General features: G+C 44.4%; 20 protein-coding genes and 4 pseudogenes. 18 read left to right on the top strand and 6 right to left on the bottom strand.

Features of this window, described 5'->3' with window-relative positions:
* From H6G48_RS26405 to H6G48_RS15455, 7 genes and pseudogenes are all read left to right on the top strand, one after another.
* Positions 1-136: pseudogene (locus H6G48_RS26405) on the top strand (flagellar assembly protein H); the annotation flags it as partial.
* A gap of 71 nt (positions 137-207) precedes the next feature.
* Entirely contained in the window at positions 208-2,832 is a 2,625-nt protein-coding gene (gene alaS / locus H6G48_RS15475; protein WP_190722408.1) for an alanine--tRNA ligase, read from the top strand.
* 70 nt (positions 2,833-2,902) lie between these two features.
* Positions 2,903-3,190: pseudogene (locus tag H6G48_RS27515) on the top strand (AAA family ATPase); the annotation flags it as partial.
* Positions 3,188-3,503: pseudogene (locus tag H6G48_RS27230) on the top strand (IS1634 family transposase); the annotation flags it as partial. The pseudogenes H6G48_RS27515 and H6G48_RS27230, both read left to right, overlap by 3 nt.
* Positions 3,504-3,880: 377 nt before the next feature.
* Entirely contained in the window at positions 3,881-4,066 is a 186-nt protein-coding gene (locus tag H6G48_RS15465; protein WP_002759041.1) for a hypothetical protein, read from the top strand.
* Positions 4,067-4,938: 872 nt separating this feature from the next.
* On the top strand, positions 4,939-5,895 hold the full coding sequence (locus H6G48_RS15460; protein ID WP_190722407.1) for a hypothetical protein: 957 nt from the start codon (positions 4,939-4,941) through the stop codon (positions 5,893-5,895).
* A 635-nt stretch (positions 5,896-6,530) separates the two neighbouring features.
* The gene (locus H6G48_RS15455) at positions 6,531-7,589 is read left to right on the top strand and encodes a D-alanine--D-alanine ligase family protein (protein WP_190722406.1); all 1,059 of its coding nucleotides are present in this window, start codon (positions 6,531-6,533) and stop codon (positions 7,587-7,589) included.
* Positions 7,590-7,646: 57 nt separating this feature from the next.
* Here H6G48_RS15455 and H6G48_RS15450 read toward each other — a convergent pair whose 3' ends face one another.
* From H6G48_RS15450 to H6G48_RS15425, 6 genes are all read right to left on the bottom strand, one after another.
* Complete coding sequence (locus H6G48_RS15450; RefSeq protein ID WP_190722405.1) at positions 7,647-8,390, bottom strand: Uma2 family endonuclease; 744 nt, start codon at positions 8,388-8,390, stop codon at positions 7,647-7,649.
* 66 nt (positions 8,391-8,456) lie between these two features.
* The gene (gene ribBA / locus H6G48_RS15445) at positions 8,457-10,133 is read right to left on the bottom strand and encodes a bifunctional 3,4-dihydroxy-2-butanone-4-phosphate synthase/GTP cyclohydrolase II (RefSeq protein ID WP_190722404.1); all 1,677 of its coding nucleotides are present in this window, start codon (positions 10,131-10,133) and stop codon (positions 8,457-8,459) included.
* A gap of 137 nt (positions 10,134-10,270) precedes the next feature.
* A complete protein-coding gene (locus H6G48_RS15440; protein WP_190722403.1) occupies positions 10,271-11,149 on the bottom strand; it encodes a phycobilisome linker polypeptide in 879 nt (292 codons plus the stop codon).
* A 45-nt stretch (positions 11,150-11,194) separates the two neighbouring features.
* Positions 11,195-12,010 (bottom strand): phycobilisome linker polypeptide, encoded by an 816-nt coding sequence (locus H6G48_RS15435; RefSeq protein ID WP_190722402.1) that lies wholly within the window; start codon positions 12,008-12,010, stop codon positions 11,195-11,197.
* Between the two features lie 119 nt (positions 12,011-12,129).
* Positions 12,130-12,618 (bottom strand): phycocyanin subunit alpha, encoded by a 489-nt coding sequence (gene cpcA / locus H6G48_RS15430; RefSeq protein ID WP_190722401.1) that lies wholly within the window; start codon positions 12,616-12,618, stop codon positions 12,130-12,132.
* Between the two features lie 66 nt (positions 12,619-12,684).
* Positions 12,685-13,203, bottom strand: a complete 519-nt coding sequence (locus tag H6G48_RS15425) for a phycocyanin subunit beta (protein WP_002771747.1) — start codon at positions 13,201-13,203, stop codon at positions 12,685-12,687.
* Between the two features lie 740 nt (positions 13,204-13,943).
* Here H6G48_RS15425 and H6G48_RS15420 point away from each other — a divergent pair.
* From H6G48_RS15420 to trpS, 11 genes and pseudogenes are all read left to right on the top strand, one after another.
* Complete coding sequence (locus H6G48_RS15420; RefSeq protein ID WP_190722411.1) at positions 13,944-15,167, top strand: M20 family metallopeptidase; 1,224 nt, start codon at positions 13,944-13,946, stop codon at positions 15,165-15,167.
* 79 nt (positions 15,168-15,246) lie between these two features.
* Entirely contained in the window at positions 15,247-16,134 is an 888-nt protein-coding gene (gene argB / locus H6G48_RS15415; RefSeq protein WP_190722400.1) for an acetylglutamate kinase, read from the top strand.
* 168 nt (positions 16,135-16,302) lie between these two features.
* Positions 16,303-16,524, top strand: a complete 222-nt coding sequence (locus tag H6G48_RS15410; RefSeq protein ID WP_002759020.1) for a DUF4327 family protein — start codon at positions 16,303-16,305, stop codon at positions 16,522-16,524.
* Positions 16,525-16,567: 43 nt separating this feature from the next.
* Positions 16,568-17,788, top strand: coding sequence for an efflux RND transporter periplasmic adaptor subunit (locus H6G48_RS15405; RefSeq protein WP_190722399.1), 1,221 nt, complete (start codon positions 16,568-16,570; stop codon positions 17,786-17,788).
* A 4-nt stretch (positions 17,789-17,792) separates the two neighbouring features.
* Positions 17,793-17,970 (top strand): annotated as a pseudogene (locus tag H6G48_RS15400) (type II toxin-antitoxin system HicB family antitoxin); the annotation flags it as partial.
* 466 nt (positions 17,971-18,436) lie between these two features.
* The gene (locus H6G48_RS15395; protein WP_002796683.1) at positions 18,437-18,946 is read left to right on the top strand and encodes a hypothetical protein; all 510 of its coding nucleotides are present in this window, start codon (positions 18,437-18,439) and stop codon (positions 18,944-18,946) included.
* Between the two features lie 71 nt (positions 18,947-19,017).
* On the top strand, positions 19,018-19,797 hold the full coding sequence (locus H6G48_RS15390; RefSeq protein ID WP_061430251.1) for a photosystem II electron transport protein, Sll1252 family: 780 nt from the start codon (positions 19,018-19,020) through the stop codon (positions 19,795-19,797).
* Between the two features lie 43 nt (positions 19,798-19,840).
* Positions 19,841-21,889 (top strand): DNA phosphorothioation-associated putative methyltransferase, encoded by a 2,049-nt coding sequence (locus H6G48_RS15385; protein ID WP_190722398.1) that lies wholly within the window; start codon positions 19,841-19,843, stop codon positions 21,887-21,889.
* A gap of 34 nt (positions 21,890-21,923) precedes the next feature.
* Complete coding sequence (locus H6G48_RS15380) at positions 21,924-22,544, top strand: Uma2 family endonuclease (protein WP_190722397.1); 621 nt, start codon at positions 21,924-21,926, stop codon at positions 22,542-22,544.
* Between the two features lie 22 nt (positions 22,545-22,566).
* Positions 22,567-23,880: a dolichyl-phosphate-mannose--protein mannosyltransferase gene (locus H6G48_RS15375; protein ID WP_190722410.1), complete on the top strand. Its 1,314-nt coding sequence runs from the start codon at positions 22,567-22,569 to the stop codon at positions 23,878-23,880.
* A gap of 61 nt (positions 23,881-23,941) precedes the next feature.
* Entirely contained in the window at positions 23,942-24,952 is a 1,011-nt protein-coding gene (gene trpS / locus H6G48_RS15370) for a tryptophan--tRNA ligase (protein ID WP_002759008.1), read from the top strand.
* Positions 24,953-25,088: the final 136 nt, after the last annotated feature.

The following is a 25,088-nucleotide window of genomic DNA, read 5'->3' as shown; positions in this document are numbered from 1 at the left end:
AGGACTAGAGCGAGGAAAACTAGAGGCTAAACTGGAATCTATTCCCCGTTTGCTGGCTTTGGGTTTAAGTGTGGAACAAATCGCTCAAGCTTTGGATTTAGACTTAGAACAAGTCCGACAAGTGGCGCGAGAGTAAAGGTGGAGAGTTAAAACGCAAAAATGCCACAATGGATAAAATAGGCATTTTCTGACTAACTGACATCTTCTATGAGTAACCACCTAAGCGGAAGCGAGATTCGCCAGCGATTTTTAGACTTTTTTGCGGCCAGAAACCATAAAATTCTCCCTAGTGCCTCCCTAGTTCCAGAAGATCCCACCGTTTTGCTGACTATTGCGGGAATGCTCCCTTTTAAACCGATTTTCTTAGGGCAAAAGACCCCAGAATTTACCCGCGCTACCACTTCCCAAAAATGTATTCGCACCAACGACATCGAAAATGTCGGCCGGACTGCCAGACATCATACTTTTTTTGAGATGTTGGGCAATTTTAGCTTTGGTGATTATTTTAAAGAACAAGCGATCGCCTGGGCCTGGGAATTGTCCACAGAAGTTTTTAACCTTCCCCCCGAAAGATTAGTCGTTAGTGTCTTTAGGGAGGATGAGGAAGCTTTCGCTATCTGGCGCGATAAAATCGGTATTCCTGCCCATCGTATCCAAAAAATGGGCGAAGCGGATAACTTTTGGGTATCGGGTCCCACGGGTCCCTGTGGTCCCTGTTCGGAAATTTACTACGATTTTCACCCGGAATTAGGGGATAAAACCATCGATTTAGAGGATGATAGCCGTTTTATCGAGTTTTATAACCTCGTCTTCATGCAGTATAACCGCGACGCGGATGGCAATCTGACACCCCTGGCCAATAAAAATATCGATACGGGGATGGGTTTGGAACGGATGGCGCAAATCCTGCAAAAAGTCGCCAATAACTACGAAACTGACCTAATTTTCCCGATTGTCGCTGAAGCGGCCCGGTTAGCAGCCATAGACTACCAGAAAGCGGACGAAAAAACGAAAGTTTCCCTGAAAGTCATCGGCGATCATGTGCGTTCGGTAGTACACATGATAGCGGATGGTATCTCAGCATCGAATACTGACAGAGGTTACGTCCTGCGTCGTCTGATTCGCAGAGTAGTACGGCACGGGCGTTTAATCGGTATTGAAGGTCAATTTATCACCAAAGTGGCGGAAGTTGCGATCGCTCTTTCCGAGTCCGTCTATGGCAATGTTCGGGAACGAGAAACGGTGATCAAGGCAGAATTAGAGCGAGAGGAAGCGAGATTTTTAGAAACCCTAGAAAGAGGCGAGAAACTGCTCGAATCGATTCTAGAAAAAGAAAAAAGCCAGATTTCGGGAGTCGATGCCTTTACCCTTTATGATACCTATGGCTTCCCCCTGGAACTCACTCAAGAAATCGCCGAGGAGCAGGGTTTAAGCGTCGATACGGCGGGTTTCGAGCAGGAAATGAAAAAACAGCAGCAAAGATCAAAAGCCGCCCACGAAACCATAGATTTGACGGTACAGGGCAGTTTAGATAAGCTGGCGGAACATATTCACCCGACGGAATTTCTCGGTTATACGGATTTGCAAGCAACCGCAACAGTAACAGCGGTTTTAGTCGCCGGTAAAACGGTGGAATCAGCCGCAGCAGGCACTGAGGTGCAGGTAGTTCTCGATAAAACCCCTTTTTATGCCGAATCGGGTGGACAAATCGGTGACAAGGGTTATTTAACCGGCGATAATCTGCTTATCCGCGTGGAGGATGTGCAGAAAGAATCGGGGATTTTTATCCATTTTGGTCGGATTGAGCGGGGAATTGTCACCACCAGCGATACAATTAATGCACAGATCGATCGCTCCTGTCGTCGTCGCGCTCAAGCTAATCATACCGCCACCCATCTGCTACAATCGGCCTTGAAAAAGCTTGTCGATGGGGGGATTTCCCAAGCAGGTTCCCTCGTCAGTTTTGAGCGCCTCCGTTTTGATTTTAACTGTCCTCGTCCCCTGACTAGCTCTGAATTGCAACAGGTGGAAGAACAGATTAACACTTGGATTGCCGAAGCGCATGACACCGAGATAGCGGTGATGGGATTGGAAGAAGCGAAGCAAAAGGGAGCTATTGCCATGTTTGGCGAGAAATACGGCTCAGAAGTGCGCGTCATCGATATTCCTAGCGTTTCTATGGAATTATGCGGGGGAACTCACGTTAAAAATACCGCCGAGATCGGTTTATTTAAAATCATCTCCGAGACGGGAATCGCCGCGGGAATTCGTCGCATCGAAGCGGTGGCCGGCCCTGCCGTGTTAGCATACCTGAATGAACGGGATCAGGTGGTGCGGGATCTTTGCGATCGCTTTAAGGTCAAACCTCTGGAAATTCCTGATCGCATCACGGCCCTACAATCGGAGTTAAAAGGCACACAAAAGCAGTTAGAAGCGGTTAAACAGGAGTTAGCCCTAAATAAATCGGACGCTTTGCTATCTCAAGCCGAATCTATCGGCGAATTTAAGCTATTAGTCGCTTCTTTGGGCGATATTGATGCTAATGCTTTGATGGCCGCAGCCGAAAGACTACAGCAAAAATTAGGGGAAGGGGCAGTGGTTTTGGCCTCGACTCCCGCAGCTGATAAAGTGAGTTTAGTGGCCGCTTTTAGTCCCCGGGTGATTAAAGATCGGGGTTTACAAGCGGGTAAATTTATCGGTGCGATCGCTAAAATCTGCGCTGGTGGTGGTGGTGGTCGTCCCAATTTAGCTCAAGCTGGGGGACGGGATGCTAGTAAGTTAAACGAAGCTTTAGCTAAGGCCAAAAGTCAATTAACTAGCAGTTTGCAATAGTTTTAAAGGTGGGCATTTTGTCCACCTTTAAAAAATTAGTTATCCTCTCGGTGCGATTGGTAAAAATAATATGGAACTACTGATCAAGAATTTGGGATCAATTAGAAATAATAATCAAACTATAGATTTAACCAAGAATTTTTATACTTTTATTGACTACAATAATAGTGGCAAAACCCTATTTTCTCAGCTTTTATGGACAATTTTTAATCATGACAATATTAGAAAGTTTTCCGAAAAGACCCAAATTGATTCTTTAGTAATTGACTCTGAAAAACCTATTAAAACAACTACGATCAATCAAGAATTAATCGATGAGATTCTCAATAAATTTAGCCAGTTTATTGAAAAAGAAGTGGAATGGCATTTAAAACAGTCCTTAGCTCCTTTATTATTTGAGGATGAAGAAATTGATGATAGTTCTCTGGATGTGATTAAAGCGAGTCGCAGTGAATCGGTGCAGTCTAAAGAGAGAAAAAAACGGAATCAAGAGAACATCCCTGTGCATAGTTTTCGGACTTTGTTGGAAGACCTGGGGACAATTTGCTTGAATACAGTAGAATGTACGATTAGAGAGGGAAGTTATCGTTTTTCTAAGATAACTCGACCGACCCAACTGCAACAATCATGCGTTAGATTTATTAGGGGTTTCCCTGATTTGTACCCAGTAACGGGGCATCAGAAATTCTCTTAATCCCTCCTACAGCATAGGTTATGGCCTTTTGTCAACGGGGAAGTCCAGTTATTAAGCTGACGTGGAGATGCTTAAAGGGAGCATCTTGCTTTTCCAAATAAGTTTTTGGACAATTCACAGTAAATATCTACAGATTTGACCGTTGGGCGGGTCTAGGCTTAACCATAGTCTCTGTATCGGTTTCAGGCTTTTCTTCTCATTTTAACTCTCTTAGATTGATGAAAGAGAGATAAGTTGTGTTGAGAAATGTGTAGAGTTGCGGCCGACCCTTGACTGGAACCCAAGCTCTCGTGATAACTTGTAAAGGAGTTATCGACAAGACACCATCAGCTAGACAACCCTTCCAGTTTCTCTATGTTTCATCCTAACCAATCGGAAACCCGTGAAGATATCCGCGAGTATGTAGCTCAACTACAGCTTCACATGGCTTTACAAGCTCGTAATCTCGTGCCTAGTCTGACTAATACTAGCGATAGTCGCGAGAAACTGCTGCAGGATACCCAAGCAACCATCGAAAAAATCGTTTCCCGTCATTTCTAGTTGACCGATTTTACCATAGTCAATTGAGCGGCAGGACAGGCAATACAATTGCCACTGCGCCAAGGGATTATCTAATGCAACCTGGGGAGTATTTTCGCCTCTCTTGGGTTTATGGTGATGGGCAAATCTTATGCAAGAGGGGGATTATAGGCCCCCACCAATCATAGCAGCCGCAGTGCAGGGTCGCAAAGTGGTCAGTGCTTGCGCCCATAATGTGATGCGGTCAACATTTTTCACCCAAGGACCCAGAGGGCCATCTTTTCTTGATTAGGTAAAAATTTCCCGACTGTCCCCTCAATTCTAGTCTCAACTTTACCATCGCTCTCGGGAATCTTATCTTTAGAATGACTGCCTAGCTAAACGGCTGCCCATTTATTGACTTAAATCTGTAATATGCCAGCAATTTTTTTCATTATTAACCACATGACAAAGTGGCCACTGCTGTGGTATTAATTTAGGATAGGAAGTTTTCGGGAGTCAGTCGTCGGTCGTTCATACCAAATTAGCCTACACTTCATCTTGATAAGAAAGGCTAGGTTTTTTGCAGCTTCTTAGGGAAATTATGACCACTAATCCTCTTAACTCGCTCATTTTAGAGCAGATTATAGCGTTTTTCAGTCGGCTGAGGTACAAAAGTTATGGTTTTTAGGCAAAAGGCAAGGGGCAAAAGGCTTCGGCCGTTAGCTCAGCATTCGACTTAGCTCGCCGAACGTCCGAAGTCTCACGCCGAAGTCCGAACGGCAAAAGGGAAGAAAAATAGGCGTACCTCACTAGCTTAGGAAACGCTATAAGATTTTTTTTAAAGGTCTAAAAAAACTATTTACCAACGATATATTATAGATAGAAAAACTGCGTGGATATTAGAAAGTAAAATGGAAGAGCTAGATGAGGATCGGCTTGAACTTTTAGAACGACGGCTTGCTGATCGGGTGACGGAGCGAGTTCGTTCAGACTTGTTCAGTTGGTATGCGGCTATCGGGACAGCAGTGATTACCGTATGCGGTATCTTAGGCGTGAATGTTGTCCTGAGTATTAGGACAGAGATTAAGTCGGAAATTAAGCAAGAATTTGAGCAAGAGCTTCAGGTAAAGCGTGATGAAGTTAGAGAGCTTATTAGCGAGACACGATTGAAAGCAAAAGAGGCAAAGGTTATAATTGAGCAAGTGCAGCGAGAATTAAGAGCTTTCCGTCCCCAAGCTAAGGGACTAAATGATAACATTCAAAAGGTAAAAATACTGGATGACAAAATACAAAAGCTCGATAAAATCTCGACAAGTTTGGACATCGCAAGTCAAAGACAGCCGCTCGACTCAAGCGTAAAGTCTCTTCAACGCCAACTGATAGAGTTAGCTATACAGGTAGATAAACTGAATACTATCGTCACAGTTAGTGTACAAAAACCGGGGGGCGAATCAGCACAGGCTGCCCAGCAAAGGAAAGCTGCTATTCAGTCCGTGATTTCAGCAACCCAGAAAGCAGAGCAAAGTTTAGCAAAAAAACGTGAAAGGACAACGGTGTTCTTCCAGTTCGCAGGGGGGAAACGTGAGCAGGCAGAGGCTCTATCGGAGGACCTCAAAAAAGCAGACTATATTGTTCCTGGAGAAGATAGGGAGGGTGGAGCCGCTGGTAAGCACCAAGTTCGATACTTCTACACTCAAGATAGGGTGGCAGCAGAAAGTCTCGCCCAAGATGCGACCCGTGCTTTGCGGAATCTCGGATATTCTATTAGTCAAGTTCCTAATATTGAAGCAAAACCTTTTGTATCTTATAGCGGGAAAAAGCCTAGTCAGGGAACTGTTGAATTATGGTTAGAAATTCCTTCAAGGTAGATTATTTATCGACGATAGGATATTCCTCTTTGCTGATAAGCATATTGTGTTGTTTGTCAACGAATCGGGCTATTTTCACTTAATGCGGCGTGCAGTGCCATTGTAAGGACTCTTAACCACAGGTAGGAAAGCGATCGCTTCTTATTGGGCGATCTGGCTCTGAGGTTGGGGAGGGCGAGTGCCAACGCAGTCAGACTGGCAATGCTACAGTCAGGAGGTTGGCAAAGTTCATGGCATAGGCGAGATGCTGAGAGGTTTATATCATTTCTCTAAATGAAAACTACATATCGAATTTAAGTCCCCCTAAATCCCCCTTAAAAAGGGGGATTTAGGGGGATTAAACTTCTGTAGTCAGACTTTGGAGAATTGGTATAAGAAAAAACTGGAAAAATTAGCTAAATAATCATTCAATTTCGGGGGGTGAATAGCTCCAAAGTGATTATCCATTTTTTTAGGGAAAGAACGACCAAATTTCATCCCGATCGATAATTAATTTATCTTGAGGTTTTGCCAAAACCTCGATCTGACGAGGAACAGCTGCATCTAAATCATTGGCAACTATTGTCAACTCCGCCCATAGTATATATGATAGTTGAACTCTAATTTAGGATCTAGCTGGGTCTAGAGAGGATAACATGGATAAGATCAAGGTAGGATTGTTGTTTGGTGGTCGATCGGGAGAACACGAGGTATCTATCAATTCGGCTCGATCGATCCTGCAAGCTTTTAATTATCCCGAAAATCTTGACAAATACGCAGTTATCCCCTTCTATATCGATAAAAATGGCTGTTGGCATTCGGCAGCAACTGCTAGACAAATTTTAACCTCTGGGCAACCCCTAGCTATTGAGAGTAATATAAAAGTCAATATCTGGCAATTTCCCCCGGAAGTGAGGGAAATGGAGGTTTGGTTTCCAATTCTCCACGGACCGAATGGAGAAGACGGCACTTTACAAGGATTACTCACTCTCATGCGGGTTGCTTTTGTGGGTAGTGGGGTACTGGGTTCATGCCTAGGCATGGATAAAATTGCCATGAAAACTGCTTTTGCAGCCGCTGGATTACCCCAAGTTAAGTATAAGGCCATAACCCGCTCGCAAGTGTGGTCAAATGCCTGTGTTTTTCCGCAATTGTGCGATCAAATCGCCGAGGAAATAGGTTATCCTTGTTTTATTAAACCGGCTAATTTAGGTTCTTCGGTGGGTATTAGTAAAGCACGCAACCGGCAAGAATTAGAGGCTGCTTTAGATAGTGCTGCTAGTTATGATCGACGGATTATTGTTGAAGCAGGAGTAACCGCAAGGGAGATCGAATGTGCGGTTTTAGGTAATGATAATCCCCAAGCTTCTTTGGTGGGAGAAATTACTTTTGATAGTGATTTTTATGACTATGAAACTAAATATACTGACGGGCGATCGAGTATGGTGATTCCCGCTAATATTCCTGATAAAATTGCTAATCAAGTGCGAGAAATGGCTGTAGAAGCATTTAAAGCTGTGGATGCTGCGGGATTGTCGCGGGTGGATTTTTTCTATGTGGAAAAGACTGGGGAAGTGTTGATCAATGAAATTAATACTCTGCCGGGGTTTACTAATTTTAGTATGTATCCCCAACTCTGGAAAGCCACCGGTTTAGAGTTTGATAAATTGGTCGATAAGTTAGTACAATTAGCCTTAGAAAGACAGGAAACATAAGGTTAAATTACCAACATTTCTAGGATAGGAATTACCTATCCTAGAGATATTTATCAATTAGATAGTTTCGGGATCAATGCCCAATTCTCGTAATTTTTGGCCTAATTTTTCCTTTTCTAAGATAGCTTGTTCTTTTTCGAGGATAGCCTGTTCCTTCGCTTCTCGTTCCTGTTCCCTTTCTAAAAGAATCTGTTCCTTTGCTTGTCTTTGCTCTAATTCAGCTTCTTGGGGAGTGGGAACCAATTGACCATCGGTGGTAAAATAACGTAATTTCCTCTCAAATATGCCTAAATATAGTTCTAATTGTTCACTCCATAGATAACCCTGGTCATTAGCAGCAATAGCCTGATATTGTCCCGCAATTAGTCTAAATCCTTGCAGTTCTAAGGTATTAGGATCAAACCAAAAATAATTAGGAGTGCGAAAGGTATTTTGATAGAGAATTTTCTTGTTAGTGCGGTCAATATTGGCCGTAGAATCGGAAAGAATCTCCACGATCACATTGGGATATTTACCCTGTTCTCCCCAGACTACCCAACTTTTGCGGGGACGTTTTTCTGTATCTAAAACCACAAAAAAATCAGGACCACAAAAATCACGTTTTTTCAGTTGTTCTTCGTTATAGTAGATAGTCAGATTACCAGAAGCGTAGTAATCGTTTTTCTCTTGCCATAATAATTCTAGACAACTGAGGAGAATTATGATCTGTTGCAGGTGTAAATCACTTTCCAAGGGTGGTTCATCACTCCATAAATCGGTGGGGGGACAGGTAACTTCCGGTAAAATGTCGAGAGTTGTCATAGTTTTTCCCCGTTATACTAGCTTTGTTTAATTATAACTGTTACGCTCTTTTCTGGTCATAAAAAACTAATTTTTTGCTGACTCACGAGTAAAACTGTAGATAATTTGGGTAGCTAATTGTGGTAATTGTGAGAAATCTTCATCGGACATTTTTTGACGATCGAGTTTCATTTGTAATCCCGTCATCGAATCGTCTCCGTCGGAAATTAAAAATTCTAGGCGTTCAATTTCCGACCAATCTTTAATGTCATTTAATATCTTGTCAATAACCAGAAGATAAGGATGGGAAGGATTTTTATACCAATTACTGCTAACACCCTGACGAATATCTAAACCTAAATGTACGATCAAAGGGGCGCGATCAAAAAGGGCATTGGCTACCGGTCGGGTTTCTTCTTGGAGAGATAATTGATTAGCGCGACTTAACTGCCGTAATTTCTCTAATTGATGATATCTTTGGGAAATTGACGGCGGATTTTCCCCCCAACTGAGAGCGATGGTGACTAGATAGGTTTGTAGGAATAGATGTCCTAACTTTTCCGCTTTTGTGGCCAGATAATTGGAATTATAATCATTAGCCTCGATCAGCAAAGGTACTCGCTCGACTATTTCCAAACCATAGCCTTTTAATCCGGCAATTTTACGGGGATTATTGGTAATTAAACGAATATTTCTCACCCCCAAATCGTTGAGCATTTGCGCTCCCATGCCGTAATCGCGCAAATCGGCGGGAAATCCTAACCTTTCGTTGGCTTCCACCGTATCTAGTCCCATATCCTGTAAAGAATAGGCTTTTAGCTTATTAATTAAGCCAATTCCCCGTCCTTCCTGTCGCAGGTAAACCACCACCCCCAAACCGTTTTTTTCGATCATTTTTAGGGCAGTTTGTAACTGTTGGCGACAATCGCAACGCAAGGATCCCAAAGCATCCCCGGTCAGACATTCTGAGTGCATTCGTACCATTACAGGTTGATCGCCAAAGAGAGCGGGATCGCCTTTCACAATAGCGATGTGTTCGGTTTGATCTAATAAATTTCGGTAGGCATAAAGCTGAAAAGTGCCGAATTGACTGGGAAAATCACAGACCGTTTCCCGATGGACAAAGCGATCGTGTTTTAAGCGATAACCGATCAGATCGGCAATGCTAATTAACCTGAGATTATGTTGACGAGCGTATTCAAATAGTTGCGGTAAACGGGCCATGGAACCATCGGGATTTTGGATCTCACAGATAACTCCCGCCGGATACAACCCGGCTAACCGAGCTAGATCCACGGCCGCCTCCGTATGACCGGCACGTTTTAAGACCCCACCGGCTTTAGCACGAATCGGGAAGACATGACCGGGACGGGTGAGATCGTCGGGACGAGTGACCGGATTAATGGCAACTTGCACGGTTTTCGCCCGATCTTCTGCCGAAATGCCAGTTTTAACCCCTAAATGGGGAGCGGCATCGATGCTAACAGTAAAAGCGGTTTGATTGCTATCGGTGTTTTTTGTCACCATCAAGGGTAATTCGAGAGCATCAAGACGCTCTCCTGTCATGGCCAGACAGATTAAACCGCGAGCTTGCACTGCCATGAAGTTAATCAGATCGGGGGTGGCAAATTGGGCCGCACAGATTAGATCTCCTTCATTTTCGCGATTCTCATCATCAACTACGACAATGGCACGTCCGGCTTTGATTTCCGCTAAGGCAGTATCGATAGAGTCAAAAGCGATCGAAGTGACAGTCACAGGCATTAAAACGAGGGAATTATTTTCATTCTACAGGTTTGCTCGATCTGCTGAGGGTCAATTTCTGCCAGTTCCCTAGAAAAAAGTCTCCCGGTGAACCTGACGGCTGCCCGGGAGACTTTTAGTTATCTTAAGCTAGAAAATTAGTTCAAACTAGCGGGGGTGATGCTGGCAACTTTGCCACCGAGACGGTTGATCTGTTGCAGGGTGTTATTTAACTGTTCAAAGGGGACGATAACCGCTTTGCTACTGCGACGGACACTGGGATAACCCGGTTTGCTGATGGCGGCAATTTCCACGCGATAGAGCTTACCCACATTACCATAGGCCACACTACCACCAAGAGCTTTACTGGGGGTGTTGCGTTGACCGGAGGGACGATAGGCCCAACCATCGCTGCCACCAGAGGGACCGACCACTGCCGAAGCGCCGTTTTGAGCTAATTCCACCGCTAAACGGGAGGTTTTGCCGGCAATCTGAGAGCGATCGCTGTTGGCATAACCGCGATAGAGTTGGAACATCCGGGTAAATCCCACGGTTTTTTGACCGGGTTGGCTGGCAAAACCGCGATAGTAGGGAACGATGCTATCGCCGAAGTTTTCGGTATATTCGGCGGAATCGATGTAGGAGTCGATATCGGCCTCGAATCCTTTGTTTTCGTAGAGATCGAGGTGATAGACCACTTCCGACTCATCGTAGGGAGCGCGACCTAAAAGATGTTTGATATTAAGTTCGATGACGCGGGTTTGGAAGTTACCGTAGAAGAATTTGTTCTTATACAGTTCCGATTTGGCCACGGCGCGGACGAATTCCCGCACGGTGATCGAACCATTGCAGAGTAACGATTCGGCACTGGTAAGGCGCTCGGAACGCATGATATAGTCATTGCCTAGCACCTGACGATAGACAGCGCGAATAACCGCCTGTGCGTCGTCACGGGACCAATCGGGACGTAATTCCACGGGAGCAACCTCGCTAAAAGCGGTTGTCCCTAAACGGGAAGCTGAGGTAGTAATTGCCACTAAAGTTCTCCTACAAAAAAATGATCATTTTCTGACCGCTCAAAGCTAGGCGAGGATCAGTTCGATTACCTGGCCGCCTTGACGGTTGATTTCTTGCAATTTGTTCGATAGTTGCTCGTAGGCAACGAGATACTCGCTCACACTGCGACGCACACGGGTTTTTCGTCCCGCTTTTGCGCCACTCACCACGCGCAAGCGATAGAATTTGCCCCGATCGCCCCCAGCTAATCCGGTTAAGGATTGACCAGTTCCGTTAATATAAACGGGGGAAGCACTGTTATAGGCTAGTTCCCTGGTCAGTTTTCCCTCTTTTAACGGCGCCCGATCGCTGGTCGCATAACCGCGATAGACTTGGAACAGCCGACTAAAACCGACGGTTTTCTGACCGGTTTGGCTGGCGAAACCGCGATAGTAGGGGACAATGTTCTCACCGAAATGTTGGTTGTATTCGGGGGAATCGAAATAGGAATTAATTTCTGCTTCGTAACCCTGTTGATTGTAGAGATCGGTGTGGAAAGCGATCTCAGCTTGATCGTAGGGAGCGCGACCGAGCAGGTGTTTATAATTCAACTCGATCAAGCGATTTTGGGGATTGCTGTGGAAAAATTTCTGCCGATATAATTCTGATTGAGCGATCGCCCGAACAAAATCCCTGACGCTAATCGAACGATTGCGTAAGAGGGATTCTAGGCTGATCAGGCGCTCGCTGGACATCAGATGCTCGTTGCCCAAGATCTGTCGATAGGCCCCGCGGATCACCACTTCTACCTGTTCATCACTGTCGGTGGAGCGTAATTCCAAGCGGGGGGAACCGTTGTAGGGTTCAAATCCCAGTCTTTGGGCCGCTATCAAGCTAGTCATCGTCGATCCTCCTGAAACTAACCTTTAATGGATATAACAAGGTCTGGAAGAACAGGTGATTGCTAACCCTTTTGCTAACAACCTCCTGTCTTTCCAGACCAGCAGTTTTTTCGATCGGACTAGCTGAGAGCGTTGATAGCGTAGTCGATATAGGAGTTGGCTTCTACCGCAGGGTCGCCACTTAAACCATGGTTGGCTTTGATGTATTTGAGGGCTTCGATGTACCAGCTAGGAGACAGGTCGAAGGTGCGGTTGATTTCGTCGATACCAGCGATGAGGTACTCGTCCATCGGACCGGTTCCACCAGCAACTAAGCAGTAGGTCACCATGCGGAGGTAGTAACCGATGTCACGAGCGCATTTGTCTTTACCGCGTTGATCCGCCGCAAAGTTAGCCCCTTGCATTTGGGTGGTGTAGGGGTACTTGTTGTACACGGCTTGAGCAGCACCAGAGATCAAAGAACTGGCTCTTTCGGTCAACACTTTAGCGGCGCTGAGGCTGGCAGAAGCTTGACGAAAACGACCGAAAGCAACTTGGATTTCGGTGCTGCTTAAGAAACGTCCTTGAGAATCAGCGGCTGCTACGGCTTCGGTAAGGGGGGTTTTCATTGTTTGGTATCTCCCAATAATCTTGCAATAAGTTTCCTACGGTTCAATTGAGACTAGCCCCAGGGACTAGGCGACAGCAGCGGCGGCGCGGTCGAAGTAGCTGGCAATTTCAGACATTAAAGCACTGCAATCGCCGGGGGTGACACCGTTGCGATCGTTAGCGATGGACAAAGCAGCTTCTTTCATTTTGCTTACGCCAGCAGCTACGGAAGCTCCTGGTACTCCTAAAGCTACATAGGTTTCGCGCAGACCATTTAAGCAACGATCATCGAGAACACTGCCGTCGCCAGAGAAGGTAGCGTAGGTGACATAGCGCAAGATGATTTCCATGTCCCGTAAGCAAGCGGCCATACGACGGCTGGTGTAGGCATTACCACCGGGGGTGATCAGTTGGGGCTGTTCAGCGAACAGGCTACGAGCGGCGTTGGCAACGATGGTGGAAGCGTTACTGGTGATCCGGTTAACAGAGTCCATCCGTTTGTTGCTGTCGGCAACCATGGCGCTGAGAGCGTCTAGTTGGGAAGAGCTTAAATATTCGCCGCGAGCATCAGCTTGGGATACTACCCGGGTGAATGCGTCAAACATTGTGACAATCTCCTAAATTTAAATGGGATTTGCTTGCAATTAAAAGGTTTTCCCTCTTAAGGGATTTCACGGTGAGCCTAGACTAGCCTTGACCGCGATTGTTGCGACCTACTTTAAGAAACCTGAAAAAACTTCATGGCTCTCTCATAAATCACCTAAGGAGGTTAAACAAGTATCCAGCTTAACTTTTGTCTGTTATCTTGGCCCCTCAAATTAAATTTATACACTGCTGTCGAAACTTTGTTTGTTACATATTATTAAGTTTTTTGCTGTCTTTTTGTAACAGTCACTTAACAATAACTCGATCGAGTTGGTCATCAATTCCTGACCATGGCTCAAAGCCTCTCACCGTCGGGAAATCAGAGACAGCAAGGCTTTAAGGGTATAAAGGGCAGCAAGATAAAAATTTTAAGTTTTTTTTAATATTTCCCCGCTTTCCCTTCCCCTATTGCCCAAGGATTGCCCTTTCCGGCGCTCAAATTACGATGAAGTTTTGTAAAGAAGGGTGTGGGGAGTGGGGAGTGGGGGAGTGGGGAAGTGGGGAGCGGGGAAGTGGGGGTGTGGGGAAGTGGGGAGCGGGGAAGTGGGGGTGTGGGGAAGTGGGGAAGCTGTCTCATCACCCTATCACCCCAAAACCCTATCACCCCAAAACCCTATCACCCTATCTCCTGACGACCAACGACCGACGACCGACGTTAAACTAGAAATCGGTGCTCAAAAAATCTAGCCGTCCGAACCCGATGATTTCCTCCTTTCCCGTTCCTAATAGCTTAAATTGCCCTCAAATTCGCCTTGCCATTCGTTGCCTGCAGCCGCAATTAGTCCACTGGCGCCGACAAATACACCAAAAACCAGAACTAGGCTTTCAAGAACATCTCACCGCCTCCTTAATCAGTCAAACCCTGACTAAATACGGAATTGAGCATCAAACCGGCATCGCCGGCACCGGAATTGTCGCCACCATCGAAGGCAGTCAACCGGGGCCAGTTTTAGCCCTGCGGGCCGATATGGATGCACTACCGATCGCCGAAGAAAACCAAGTCCCCTATCGTTCCCAACATCCGGGCCAAATGCACGCCTGTGGTCACGATGGCCACACAGCGATCGCCCTCGGCACAGCAGTTTACATAGCACAAAACCGTCACGATGTCAAGGGGACAGTAAAAATTATTTTCCAACCCGCCGAAGAGGGGCCGGGGGGGGCGAAACCGATGATCGAAGCGGGAGTGCTGAAAAATCCCGACGTGGAGGGAATTATCGGGCTGCATCTCTGGAATAATCTGCCTTTAGGGACAGTGGGCGTGAAAAATGGTCCGTTAATGGCGGCGGTGGAATGTTTCGATCTCCAGATTCAAGGCCGGGGCGGCCACGGGGCAATTCCCCATCAAACCGTCGATTCACTACTGGTGGCGGCCCAAATCGTCAACGCCTTGCAAACCATCGTCGCCCGCAACCTCAACCCCCTCGATGCTGCCGTGGTGACTGTGGGTAAATTAGCAGCGGGAACCGCTAGAAACGTGATCGCCGATAGTGCTAATCTCAGTGGGACGGTGCGCTATTTCAATCCCCAGTTAGGGGGCTATTTCCGACAACGGATGGCAGAAATTATCGCGGGCATCTGCCAAAGTCAGGGGGCTAGTTATCAATTCGATTACTGGCAATTGTATCCCCCGGTAATCAATCATGATCAGATGGCGGAATTAGTGCGCTCAATCGCCGCACAAGTGGTGGAAACCCCGGCCGGAATCGTTCCCGAATGTCAAACCATGGGAGGGGAAGATATGTCATTCTTTTTACAGGAAGTACCAGGCTGTTATTTCTTCTTGGGGTCTGCCAATCCCGAATTAGGATTAGCCTATCCCCACCATCATCCCCGCTTTGATTTTGATGAATCGGTGTTAGCGATGGGAGTCGAGATTTTTGTCCGTTGCGTCGAAAAATTCGGCAACTCTAGGACTTTCTAGAAATCCGTTCAAGGTGAACAGTTTTTGTCAAACCTGAAACCGCTAAACTGATCACTGAATCAGACGAGTAAAAAAACGCATGAATAATAATATCCAGGAAAACGATGCCCAACGGGTGAAAATCCTCAGCGAGGCCCTACCCTATATACAAGAATTTCGCGGTCGTACCGTAGTGGTTAAATACGGTGGTGCGGCCATGAATAACAGCGATATCAAAGACACGGTCATGCGAGATATCGTTTTTCTCTCCTGTGTGGGGGTTCGTCCCGTTATTGTCCACGGCGGCGGTCCAGAAATCAATAGTTGGCTGGATAAATTAGGCATTGAACCCCAATTTAAAGACGGTTTACGCGTCACCGATGCCGACACCATGGATGTGGTAGAAATGGTGCTGGTGGGACGCGTCAATAAAGAAATTGTTGCCCTGATCAATCAAGCCGGCGGTAAAGCGGTAGGATTATGCGGTAAGGATGGCAATCTGATCACTGCTCGTCCCGTGGGTAAAGAGGGCATTGGTTTTGTTGGAGAAGTCAGCAGTGTCGATACTAGCGTCGTCGAATCCTTGGTCAATAGTGGCTATATTCCCGTGATTTCCAGTGTGGCCGCCGATGAAACCGGCCAAGCTCATAATATCAATGCCGATACGGTAGCCGGAGAAATAGCGGCGGCTTTAGGGGCAGCTAAACTGATTTTGATGACCGATACAGCCGGAATTTTAGAGAATTACAAGGATCCTTCCACTTTATTGGCTAAATTAGATATCCAACAGGCCCGGGAGTTGATTCAAAAAGGCATCGTTGCCGGCGGGATGATTCCCAAAGTTGGCTGCTGCGTGCGATCGCTAGCCCAGGGAGTTCAGGCTGCTCATATTATCGATGGTCGTCTTCCCCACGCCCTTTTACTGGAAATTTTCACCGATCAAGGCATCGGTTCCATGATTGTGGCCTCCAGTTATACTAATCTATAGTAGTAATTACCGTACTTTTGGTTAAAAAGACTTGCCTAAAACCAGAGATCTGGTGTACAAGTAAGTTAATAAACGCGCTTCTCGCTCCTTTGTAATGGCAAAAGTCTTAGTCTTGAGTTAGTTTAGCTGGGAAGCGCAAAATCCGAAGTTTTCATAGCAATTGAATTTATGACCAAACAAGCTGTAGCTCACCCGATGGTGAAGTTTCAACGCAAGGTTAGCAAGTGGATAGATGCAAAAGTAGTCAAACCTAGCGATAGTATCTGGAAACTGGCTCTTTTATACGGAGATGAGTGGGGATACTGGAAGCAAGAGTTGCTCGATTTCGGTTTCTCCATGCAAGACCCTCTCAGCGAAGTGGTAGCGGTAGAAGCTTGGGACGAGGAATAAGCGACCATCGACTCAAAAGCCGCTTTCTACCAAGATTATCGCCATGGGATCGACTCCGATTATCCTTTCCGCTCTGGTTATCTTATCCTTAAGCGCGAGTTGTTCTCCCGGGACCGAAACCCAACCACCGCCACCGGCGGCCCGTACTACTACCGTCAACGTCACCAGGGCTAAACCAGCAACCATCGAACGCAATCTCGATTACACAGGAACCACCCGACCTTTAAAAGTCGTTTCTCTGCGATCGCAAGCCACGGGTCAGTTACTCAATCTCCTCGTCGATGTGGGAGATGAGGTGCAATTAGGGCAAATCCTCGCCCGTGTTGATGATCGTCTCCTCGCCACCGTTGTCCTGCAAGAAAAAGCCGCCTTGTCGGCCTTAGAAGCGGAATTAGCCCGGGCGAGAATTGAAGTCAGTAACGCTGAAATTGAAGTGGAGCGCCTACAACTACAATACCAACAGACCAAAAATGATGCCGAGCGCCTGCAAAAATTAGCCCTAGAAGGGGCGATTCCCCTGCAACAGGGCGAAACAGCCCAAACCACGGCGGCAGTAGCTTTAAAAGCCGTTAATAGCGGGCGATCAAGAATTAAAGTCGAGGAGCAGGTAGTGGCGGCAATTATCGGGAGAATTGCCGCCCAAAAATCGGTCATCGCTCAGGAACAACAACGTCAGGCCTACGCTATTCTTAAATCACCAGCGACGGGGATAGTTATCGAAAAACTGAAAGAGCCGGGGGATTTAGTCAGTATCGGCGATGAAGTCCTCAAAATTGGCGATTTTCAACAGGTCAAGGTGGTAGTATTATTATCGGAATTGGATTTAAAAACGATTAATTTAGGACAAAAGGTTAATGTCAGCCTTGATGCTTTCGGTGAGAGAAATTTTTCCGGTCGCATCACCAGGATTTTTCCCCTCAGCCAAGGCACGGCCCGGCGGATTCCCGTGGAGATTGCTCTACCCAATGGGGATGGTTTAATCAAAGGGGGATTATTGGCCCGGGTACGGTTTAATAATAATTCTGCCCCTCAGGTGATTGTTCCCGAAACAGCAATTGTCAGTCAAGGGGAATCCTCGGCCATTTTCGTCCTTTCCGAGGAGAACTCGCAAGTAGAAAAACGTCCCGTTCGTCTCGGTCAAGCGCTTGACGGTCAAGTAGAAATTATCACTGGACTCGAACCGGGGGAGCGTTTCGTCGTTAATAGTAGTAAACCTTTGCAAAATGGTGAAAAAGTCCGGGTCAGTATCCTGAGTAATCCTTGAGCAAACCATTGGAGATACCTTTGAAGAGGTTCAGGAAAATATTAAAGAAGCGATTGAACTTTACCTTGAGGTTTTGCAAGAACGCGGGGAAACCATTCCAGAACCCACAACTAAAGTCGGTGGTTGGAGTGGCTGCAGGAGGGTTCTTGCCGACTACCCAAAAACTGCTGGGGTTTCACTGACGAAGAACAAGGGCGACCTGATCAGCTACGATTGACAGGGCAATCGCACGGGTTGTCTTGCTCTTTTTTCTCACAAATTTAATTTTCGCACAGGTCTAAGTAGGGAGGCACAATTATTTGTAGGATGGGTTAGCGGTAGCGTAACATGAGCAGGCGTTGGGTTTCATGCTTCAACCCAACCTACGTTCATCTTATATTTAATTCCACCCACCCACTTAATTGGTCTATAGTAGTGATTGTGGCTGTCCTTCTAGGTTGAGCCAAAATGGGGGGGGTCTTTTTGGCGCCAAAAATGTCCTTAAAGATGATAACCATCTCCCTTGATCTTTAGGGTCAATTATTGCCAGAAATAACCAAAATAAAGTAATTTCTTGCCATCCCCTTGCATATTTTCTCGATCGAGCGGCTTTTCAGTCCCGAAAATCCTTACAATAGGAGATGAAGATAGCCTGAAAAGTTGGAGAATATGAATTATCTCATTGCCGTGTTAGCTGATCGCATAGAAGCAGAAGAAGCTGCCGTTGCCCTCGAAAAAGCGGGAATTCCCCAATCTCAAGTGACCATTCTCGGTCGCGGCTATAAAAGTGCCGATGAGTTCGGTTTGATCGATCCCTTCCAACAGGCCAAAAAACGGGCTACTCTCATGGCTTTTTGGCTAATTCCCTTCGGTTTTGCCGGTGGCTACCTTTTTAACCTGATTACGGGATTGCATACCTTTGATTGGGCCGGAGAACCGGGGAATCATATTGTTGGCGGCATTGCTGGGGCGATTGGGGGGGCGATGGGTAGTATTTTCGTCGGTGGTGGCGTGGGTTTGTCGTCCGGCAGTGGCGATGCACTTCCCTATCGCAATCGTCTCGGCGCCGGAAAATATATTATTGTCGTGCAGGGTTCCGAAAACTTGAAAAATCAAGCGACTCTTATCCTCCGTCAATTTAACCCCGAAAATCTGCAAGGATACGCCCTAGAACAGTGAACGGTTATCGGGAATAAGTTATCGGTCATTTGATTTTTTCCTAAGAATTTTTGATTAATTACCAGAAAACAATGTCACCAAGAGAAGAATTACTAAAGGGTGTCGAGAATCGCGAGGAGATAGCGAAAGTTATTGATAAAGCCGAACAAGCGATCAAGACTTGGGAAGTGACGGTGACAGACTTTCTTTCTCCCGCGGTTTTAGCGGAAGTAGAACGGGTTTTTCAGCGTTTAACCGATGTGTCAATGCAAAAATGGGGCGGTTATCCCCAAGCAGAAAGACAGCGCCTCGGTATTGCTAGAGTTGATCTACCTTTGACAGTAACAGATATTCCCCTATCTGCCCTTGATATTGCCGGTAATTTTCTTTTTGATACCGCTAACCACCGGGATTTTTTAGGGGCGATGTTGGGGACGGGTATCGTCCGGGAAAAAGTCGGCGATATAATCGTTTTAGGTGAGCGAGGAGCGCAGGCGATTGTAGTGCCTGAATTGGCAGATTTTTTATGTGCTAATTTACTACAAGTGCGTTCAGTTCCCGTGAAAACTAGCCCGATTCCTTTGACGGAATTAAAAGTTAGACCACCGCAAAAAAAAGAAATTAATACGGTGGAAGCTTCCTTGCGTTTAGATGCGATCGCCTCGGCGGGTTTTGGCATTTCTCGCAGTAAAATGGCCGAAGCAATTAGCGCTGGGGATGTGCGAGTTAACTGGAAAGATATCAGTCAATCTAGTTATAATGTTAAAACCGGTGATTTGATTTCTTTTCGGGGAAAAGGTCGTCTAGAAGTGGGTGAGGTTACTGTGACAAAAAAAGAGCGCTATCGGGTTCATTTAACTAGATTTATTTAGTTTTTTCTGTCTCTAGAATTTGTGATTAGACAGATTAATTGCCATGGCTGAGAATTTCGCCGTAATCGTGCAACTGTGTCAAGTTAGTCCCATCGGTAAACTATTACCGGGGGCGCTTTATGTTCATCGAGAAGCATTACATCAACTGGATCCTATCCTCCAGAATTACGAACAAAAAGCAAGAATTAATCAGCATTTATCCGAGGCAACAATAATTAAATTTAGCACCGATAAACCGAAAATATCCTATCTTTTTTATCCCGATTTTGATCGGGAACCTCACCCAGCTTTAACTAAAAGTTTAGTGGTAGATATGGGGACATTAATCTTAAGTGAATGGAATTATCAAAATGCCGATAATCCGCCCATTTTACACCGAAAAGAAACTTTTGTTACTAGGGACTATCCCCTTTATCAAGAATTCGAGCATCTCACAAAAATCGAGAGTGCTTTAGGACTTTTAAACAGTTCTTATCCCATCGGTACTAAACAGGAATGGCAACGGCTTTTAAGAAAGCATAACCTTGATTTTGCAGGAGATTATTTAGTTTGTAATCTAGAGGGAAAAAAGGAAAAATCGATAATAATTGATCGCCACAAAGCCGCTCTTGTTCGCAAAACCCTTTCTCGTCCGACAAGATTAGCATTAGCGGCGGGATTATTCCTTCCTGAAACCACTTTTTTTGATTACGGTTGTGGTTATGGAGGTGATATAGAACGCATAGCCGAACAGGGTTATCAAAGTGAAGGTTGGGATCCTTATTATCGTCCCGATAGTCCTTTAATTGAATCTGATATTGTTAATTTAGGCTATGTAATTAATGTTATTGAATCCGCCGAAGAACGGCAGGAAGCCTTATTAAAAGCTTGGCAACTAACCCGTCAAGTTTTAATTGTTTCGGCACAGATCCTAATTGATGATAGCGAACGGGGTTTAATGGCTTATGAAGATGGAATTATAACCCGTCGTAATACTTTTCAAAAATACTATCAACAGGAAGAACTAAAACAGTATATTGATAGCACTTTGGGGGTTGATTCTATTCCGATAACTTTGGGAGTTTATCTAGTTTTTCGAGAGGAAGAAAAAGCGGAAGCTTTTCGTTTATCCAGATGGCGTTCCCGCGCTACCACTCCTAAAATTAAAACCCATCTCAAATGCTTTGAAGATTACGAAGATTTATTGACTCCCCTGATGGAATTTTACACCCAGCAGGGACGTTTACCCGTCGCGGGAGAATTATTACAAGAGGAAGAAATTAAGGCAGAATTTGGCACTTTTAGACGAGCTTTTCAAGTGATTTTACAAGTAACAGAAGCGGAAGAATGGGAGATAATTGCCGATAAAAGACGCGCCGATCTTTTACTTTATTTAGCTTTAAGTCAATTTAGCCACTGTCCGAAAGTACGGGAATTATCTCCCGCTACCCGTGCCGATTTTAAAGCTTTATTTGGCAGTTATCGCAATGCTTGCGCTTTAGCAGAAGAAGTGTTAATAAGTGCGGGAAATCTGCCAGCGATCGCTTGTACTTGTGAAAATAGTTCTTTAGGCAAACTTTCCCGTTATTCCCTAACTATTCATATTAGCATTCTGGAAAAATTACCGATGTTATTACGCTTATATGAAGGTTGTGCTAGTCAAACTATCGGACGGTTAGAAAATGCTAATGTTATTCGTTTATCCTTTCGTCAACCCAAAATTTCCTATCTCTATTACCCCAATTTTGATACAGAAATACATCCGATTTTAGCCACTAGCATGGATGTATATTTAGGTTCGGCTGATTTTAGTTTTCGGGATTATCGGGATAGTCCTAATCCGCCAATTCTACACGAAAAAGAGCTTTTAGTAACGGCGGATTATCCTAACTATGATAAATTGCTTCGCTTAACTAAATTAGAAAAGGATTGGGGATTGTTAGAAGATCGAAAAGCGATCGAACGTTTACAGGGTTGGCAAAAATGTTTAGAGGATCATTGTGCTACAATCAAGGGCCATCAGATCCTGTGGCGAAAAGATGCTGATCCCTATAAAGTTAGGATTTTACGCGCTAAAATTCAGACCAGAAGAAATCAAAATAAGTCTTCCTGAGTAATTAAGTAAAATAGATGAGGTAATTAATTTTATGATGACTACGATTCGGTTACAAGGATTAGAAGGTTTCGAGTTAAAAGCTAATGATCCTGAACAAAGAATCTTTATTTCTGGGGTGAATTGGCAACAGTACGAAACCCTCTTAAAACATTTAGAAGATAGTTCCAGTTATCGCATTACTTACTTAGATGGAATGGTAGAAATTATGGCTCCTAGTCGTCGTCACGAAGTTAGCAAAAAAAATATCGGTAGATTGGTAGAAGTTTATTTAGAATATGCTGAAATTGATTTCTGGGGATTAGGTTCCACCACTTTGCGAAAACAGGAAAAAGAAGCGGGAAAAGAACCAGATGAATGTTTTTGTTTATTCACAGAAAAAGAGTTTCCTGATTTGGCGATCGAAATAATTTTAACCAGTGGCAGCCTGAAAGTCTTGGAAGTTTATAAAAGATTGGGAACTCAAGAGGTTTGGTTTTGGCAAGATAATCAGTTAAAAATCTATTCTTTGCAAGAGAATGGCGAATATATTTTAATCCCTAAAAGTGCTTTATTACCGGATTTAAATTTAGAATTATTAGCCGAATATGTCAACCATCCTAATCCCCGTCTTGCTGTCAAAGAATTTCGCTCGCGTTTACCAGAAAATTCCTAGTTATAATAACTATTATCTTGCCGTGAATTCTCAAGTAAAATTTAACCTATCTATCCTAGCAATATTTTTATTTTCTCTGGTGATAAGATTCTGGAATCTCAGTCAGTTTAATACTCTTGTTTTCGATGAAGTTTATTATGCTAAATACGGCAATGAATATCTAATCGGTAAAGAATTTTTCCAGTCTCATCCACCGTTAAGTCAATATTTAATTGCTATTAGTATCTGGATTGGTTCCCATTTTCCTGCCGATCCTGAAACCATTAATAATTTAACAGGTTCCCCGCGCTCAACTTTTAGTTATCGCTGGTTAAATGCTTTCACTGGTTCTTTTATTCCCCTAATTATTGGCGCAATTGCTTATCAATTAACCCAGAGAAAAACTGTATTTTTAATCACAACTTTTCTGGCTAGTTTAGACGGATTATTTCTGGTGGAATCCCGCTATGCTCTCAATAATATTTACTTAATTTTATTCGGTTTGTCTGGACAATTATTTTTTTTATTAGCGCTCCAGAAAAATCAAAAACTCAATTGGTTATTATTATCGGGGGTTTGTTTCGGTTTAGCGGCAAATATTAAATGGAATGGCTTAGGATTTTTACTGGGAATATTTATTTTTATCGGTATTGCTTGGTTAATAAAATTATTGAAGCAAGAGCAGTCAAAAGATAATCTTTGGACAAAGGCAACTAACCTGAGATTAGAGGACATTTTTATCGCCTTAATTGTCTTTCCCCTAGTCACCTATAGTTTGCTGTGGATACCGCATCTTCTCGTCAACCATCAATATAATTTTTGGCAAGTACATCAAGAAATTTGGTCATTTCATCAGAGAATAAAAGGTAATCAATCTGATGTTCACCCCTATTGTTCTCCCTGGTATAGTTGGTTAGTAATGGGGCGACCTGTGGCTTATTATTTTGAGAGAGTAGGTGATAAAATTTATGATGTTCACGCTATGGGAAATCCGTTTTTATGGTGGTTTTCTACGGGAGCAATTCTAGTAGTTTTTAGTCGATTATTTAACCGAAAAGAGCGAGTAATTTCCGCCTATCTTATCTGTAACTATATTGCTAATCTGCTGCCTTGGTTAAAAATTAGTCGCTGTACCTTTCTCTATCATTATATGGCTGCCTATAGCTTCACTTGGATTGCCCTAGCTTGGCTCTTAGCCGATGGTTTAGAAAGTTCCAGTCCTATTTATAAAAATTGCTCGCGCTACCTCATAATTTTGATAATTTTTGCTTTTATCCATTGGCTACCAATTTATTTAGGCATTCCCCTGTCAGTGCGGGATTATTATCTGAGAATGATTTTTCCCAATTGGATTTAGGATGAAATTAGCGGCAAAAACTGATACAATAAAATCATGAAAAAAAGCGATCGCAAGAGTTATGGGTAAACAAAGAATCTTATCTGGTGTGCAACCAACCGGCAATTTACATTTAGGCAATTATCTCGGTGCGATCCGCAATTGGGTGGAGGGACAAAAAGACTACGATAATTTCTTTTGTGTGGTCGATTTACACGCGATCACCGTTCCCCATAATCCCGCCACTCTTGCGGAGGATACTTTAGCAATTGCCGCTTTATATTTAGCCTGCGGAATTGATTTAGAATACGCGACTATCTTTGTCCAATCCCACGTTAAAGCTCATACAGAATTAACTTGGTTATTGAATTGTATCACCCCTTTAAATTGGTTAACTGATATGATTCAATTTAAAGAAAAAGCGATTAAACAGGGGGAAAATGTTGGCACGGGTTTACTCGATTATCCCGTGCTGATGGCTGCCGATATCCTACTCTACGATGCCGATAAAGTACCCGTGGGAGAAGATCAAAAACAACATTTAGAATTAACCCGCGATATAGCCGTTAGAATTAATCATCTTTTTGGGCAACCGAAACAACCAATTTTAAAACTGCCTGATCCGATGATCCGCAAGGAAGGAGCGCGGGTGATGAGTTTAACCGATGGCCGGAATAAAATGTCTAAATCCGATCCTTCCGAGATGAGTCGGATTAATATTCTCGATAGTCCCGATGTCATTGCCAAGAAAATTAAACGCTGTAAAACCGATCTAGTTAAGGGTTTAACTTTCGATGATCCGGAACGTCCGGAATGCCATAATTTATTAACTCTCTATAGCATTTTATCGGGAAAAAGTCAAGACGTGGTTGCGGGAGAATGTGCCGAGTTAGGTTGGGGACAATTTAAACCGATGTTAACAGAAGTCACCATAGAATCTCTGCAACCTATTCAGGAAAAATACACCGAAATTAGAGATGATAAAGATTATTTAGGCACAGTTTTGCGGCAAGGTCGTCTCAAAGCAGAAGCGGTGGCCAATCAAACTCTCGATCGAGTCAAAAATGCCATGGGTTATTTACCACCATTTTAGGGATAATTTTCGGGTGCATCCCCTAATTATCAATCTACTCAGTTGAGATTTTTCAAGGAAAACTCGCTGCTTTATCAGTCAATCTTTAACTCTTGGTGGGGTTCTACCTCCCCATCCAGGGTAAGGGAAGGAGAAT

The organism is Microcystis flos-aquae FACHB-1344 (assembly GCF_014698375.1).
Classification (GTDB): domain Bacteria; phylum Cyanobacteriota; class Cyanobacteriia; order Cyanobacteriales; family Microcystaceae; genus Microcystis; species Microcystis aeruginosa.
Note: the sequence above shows the minus strand (reverse complement) of the source record. Positions and strands in the feature narration are given on the sequence as shown.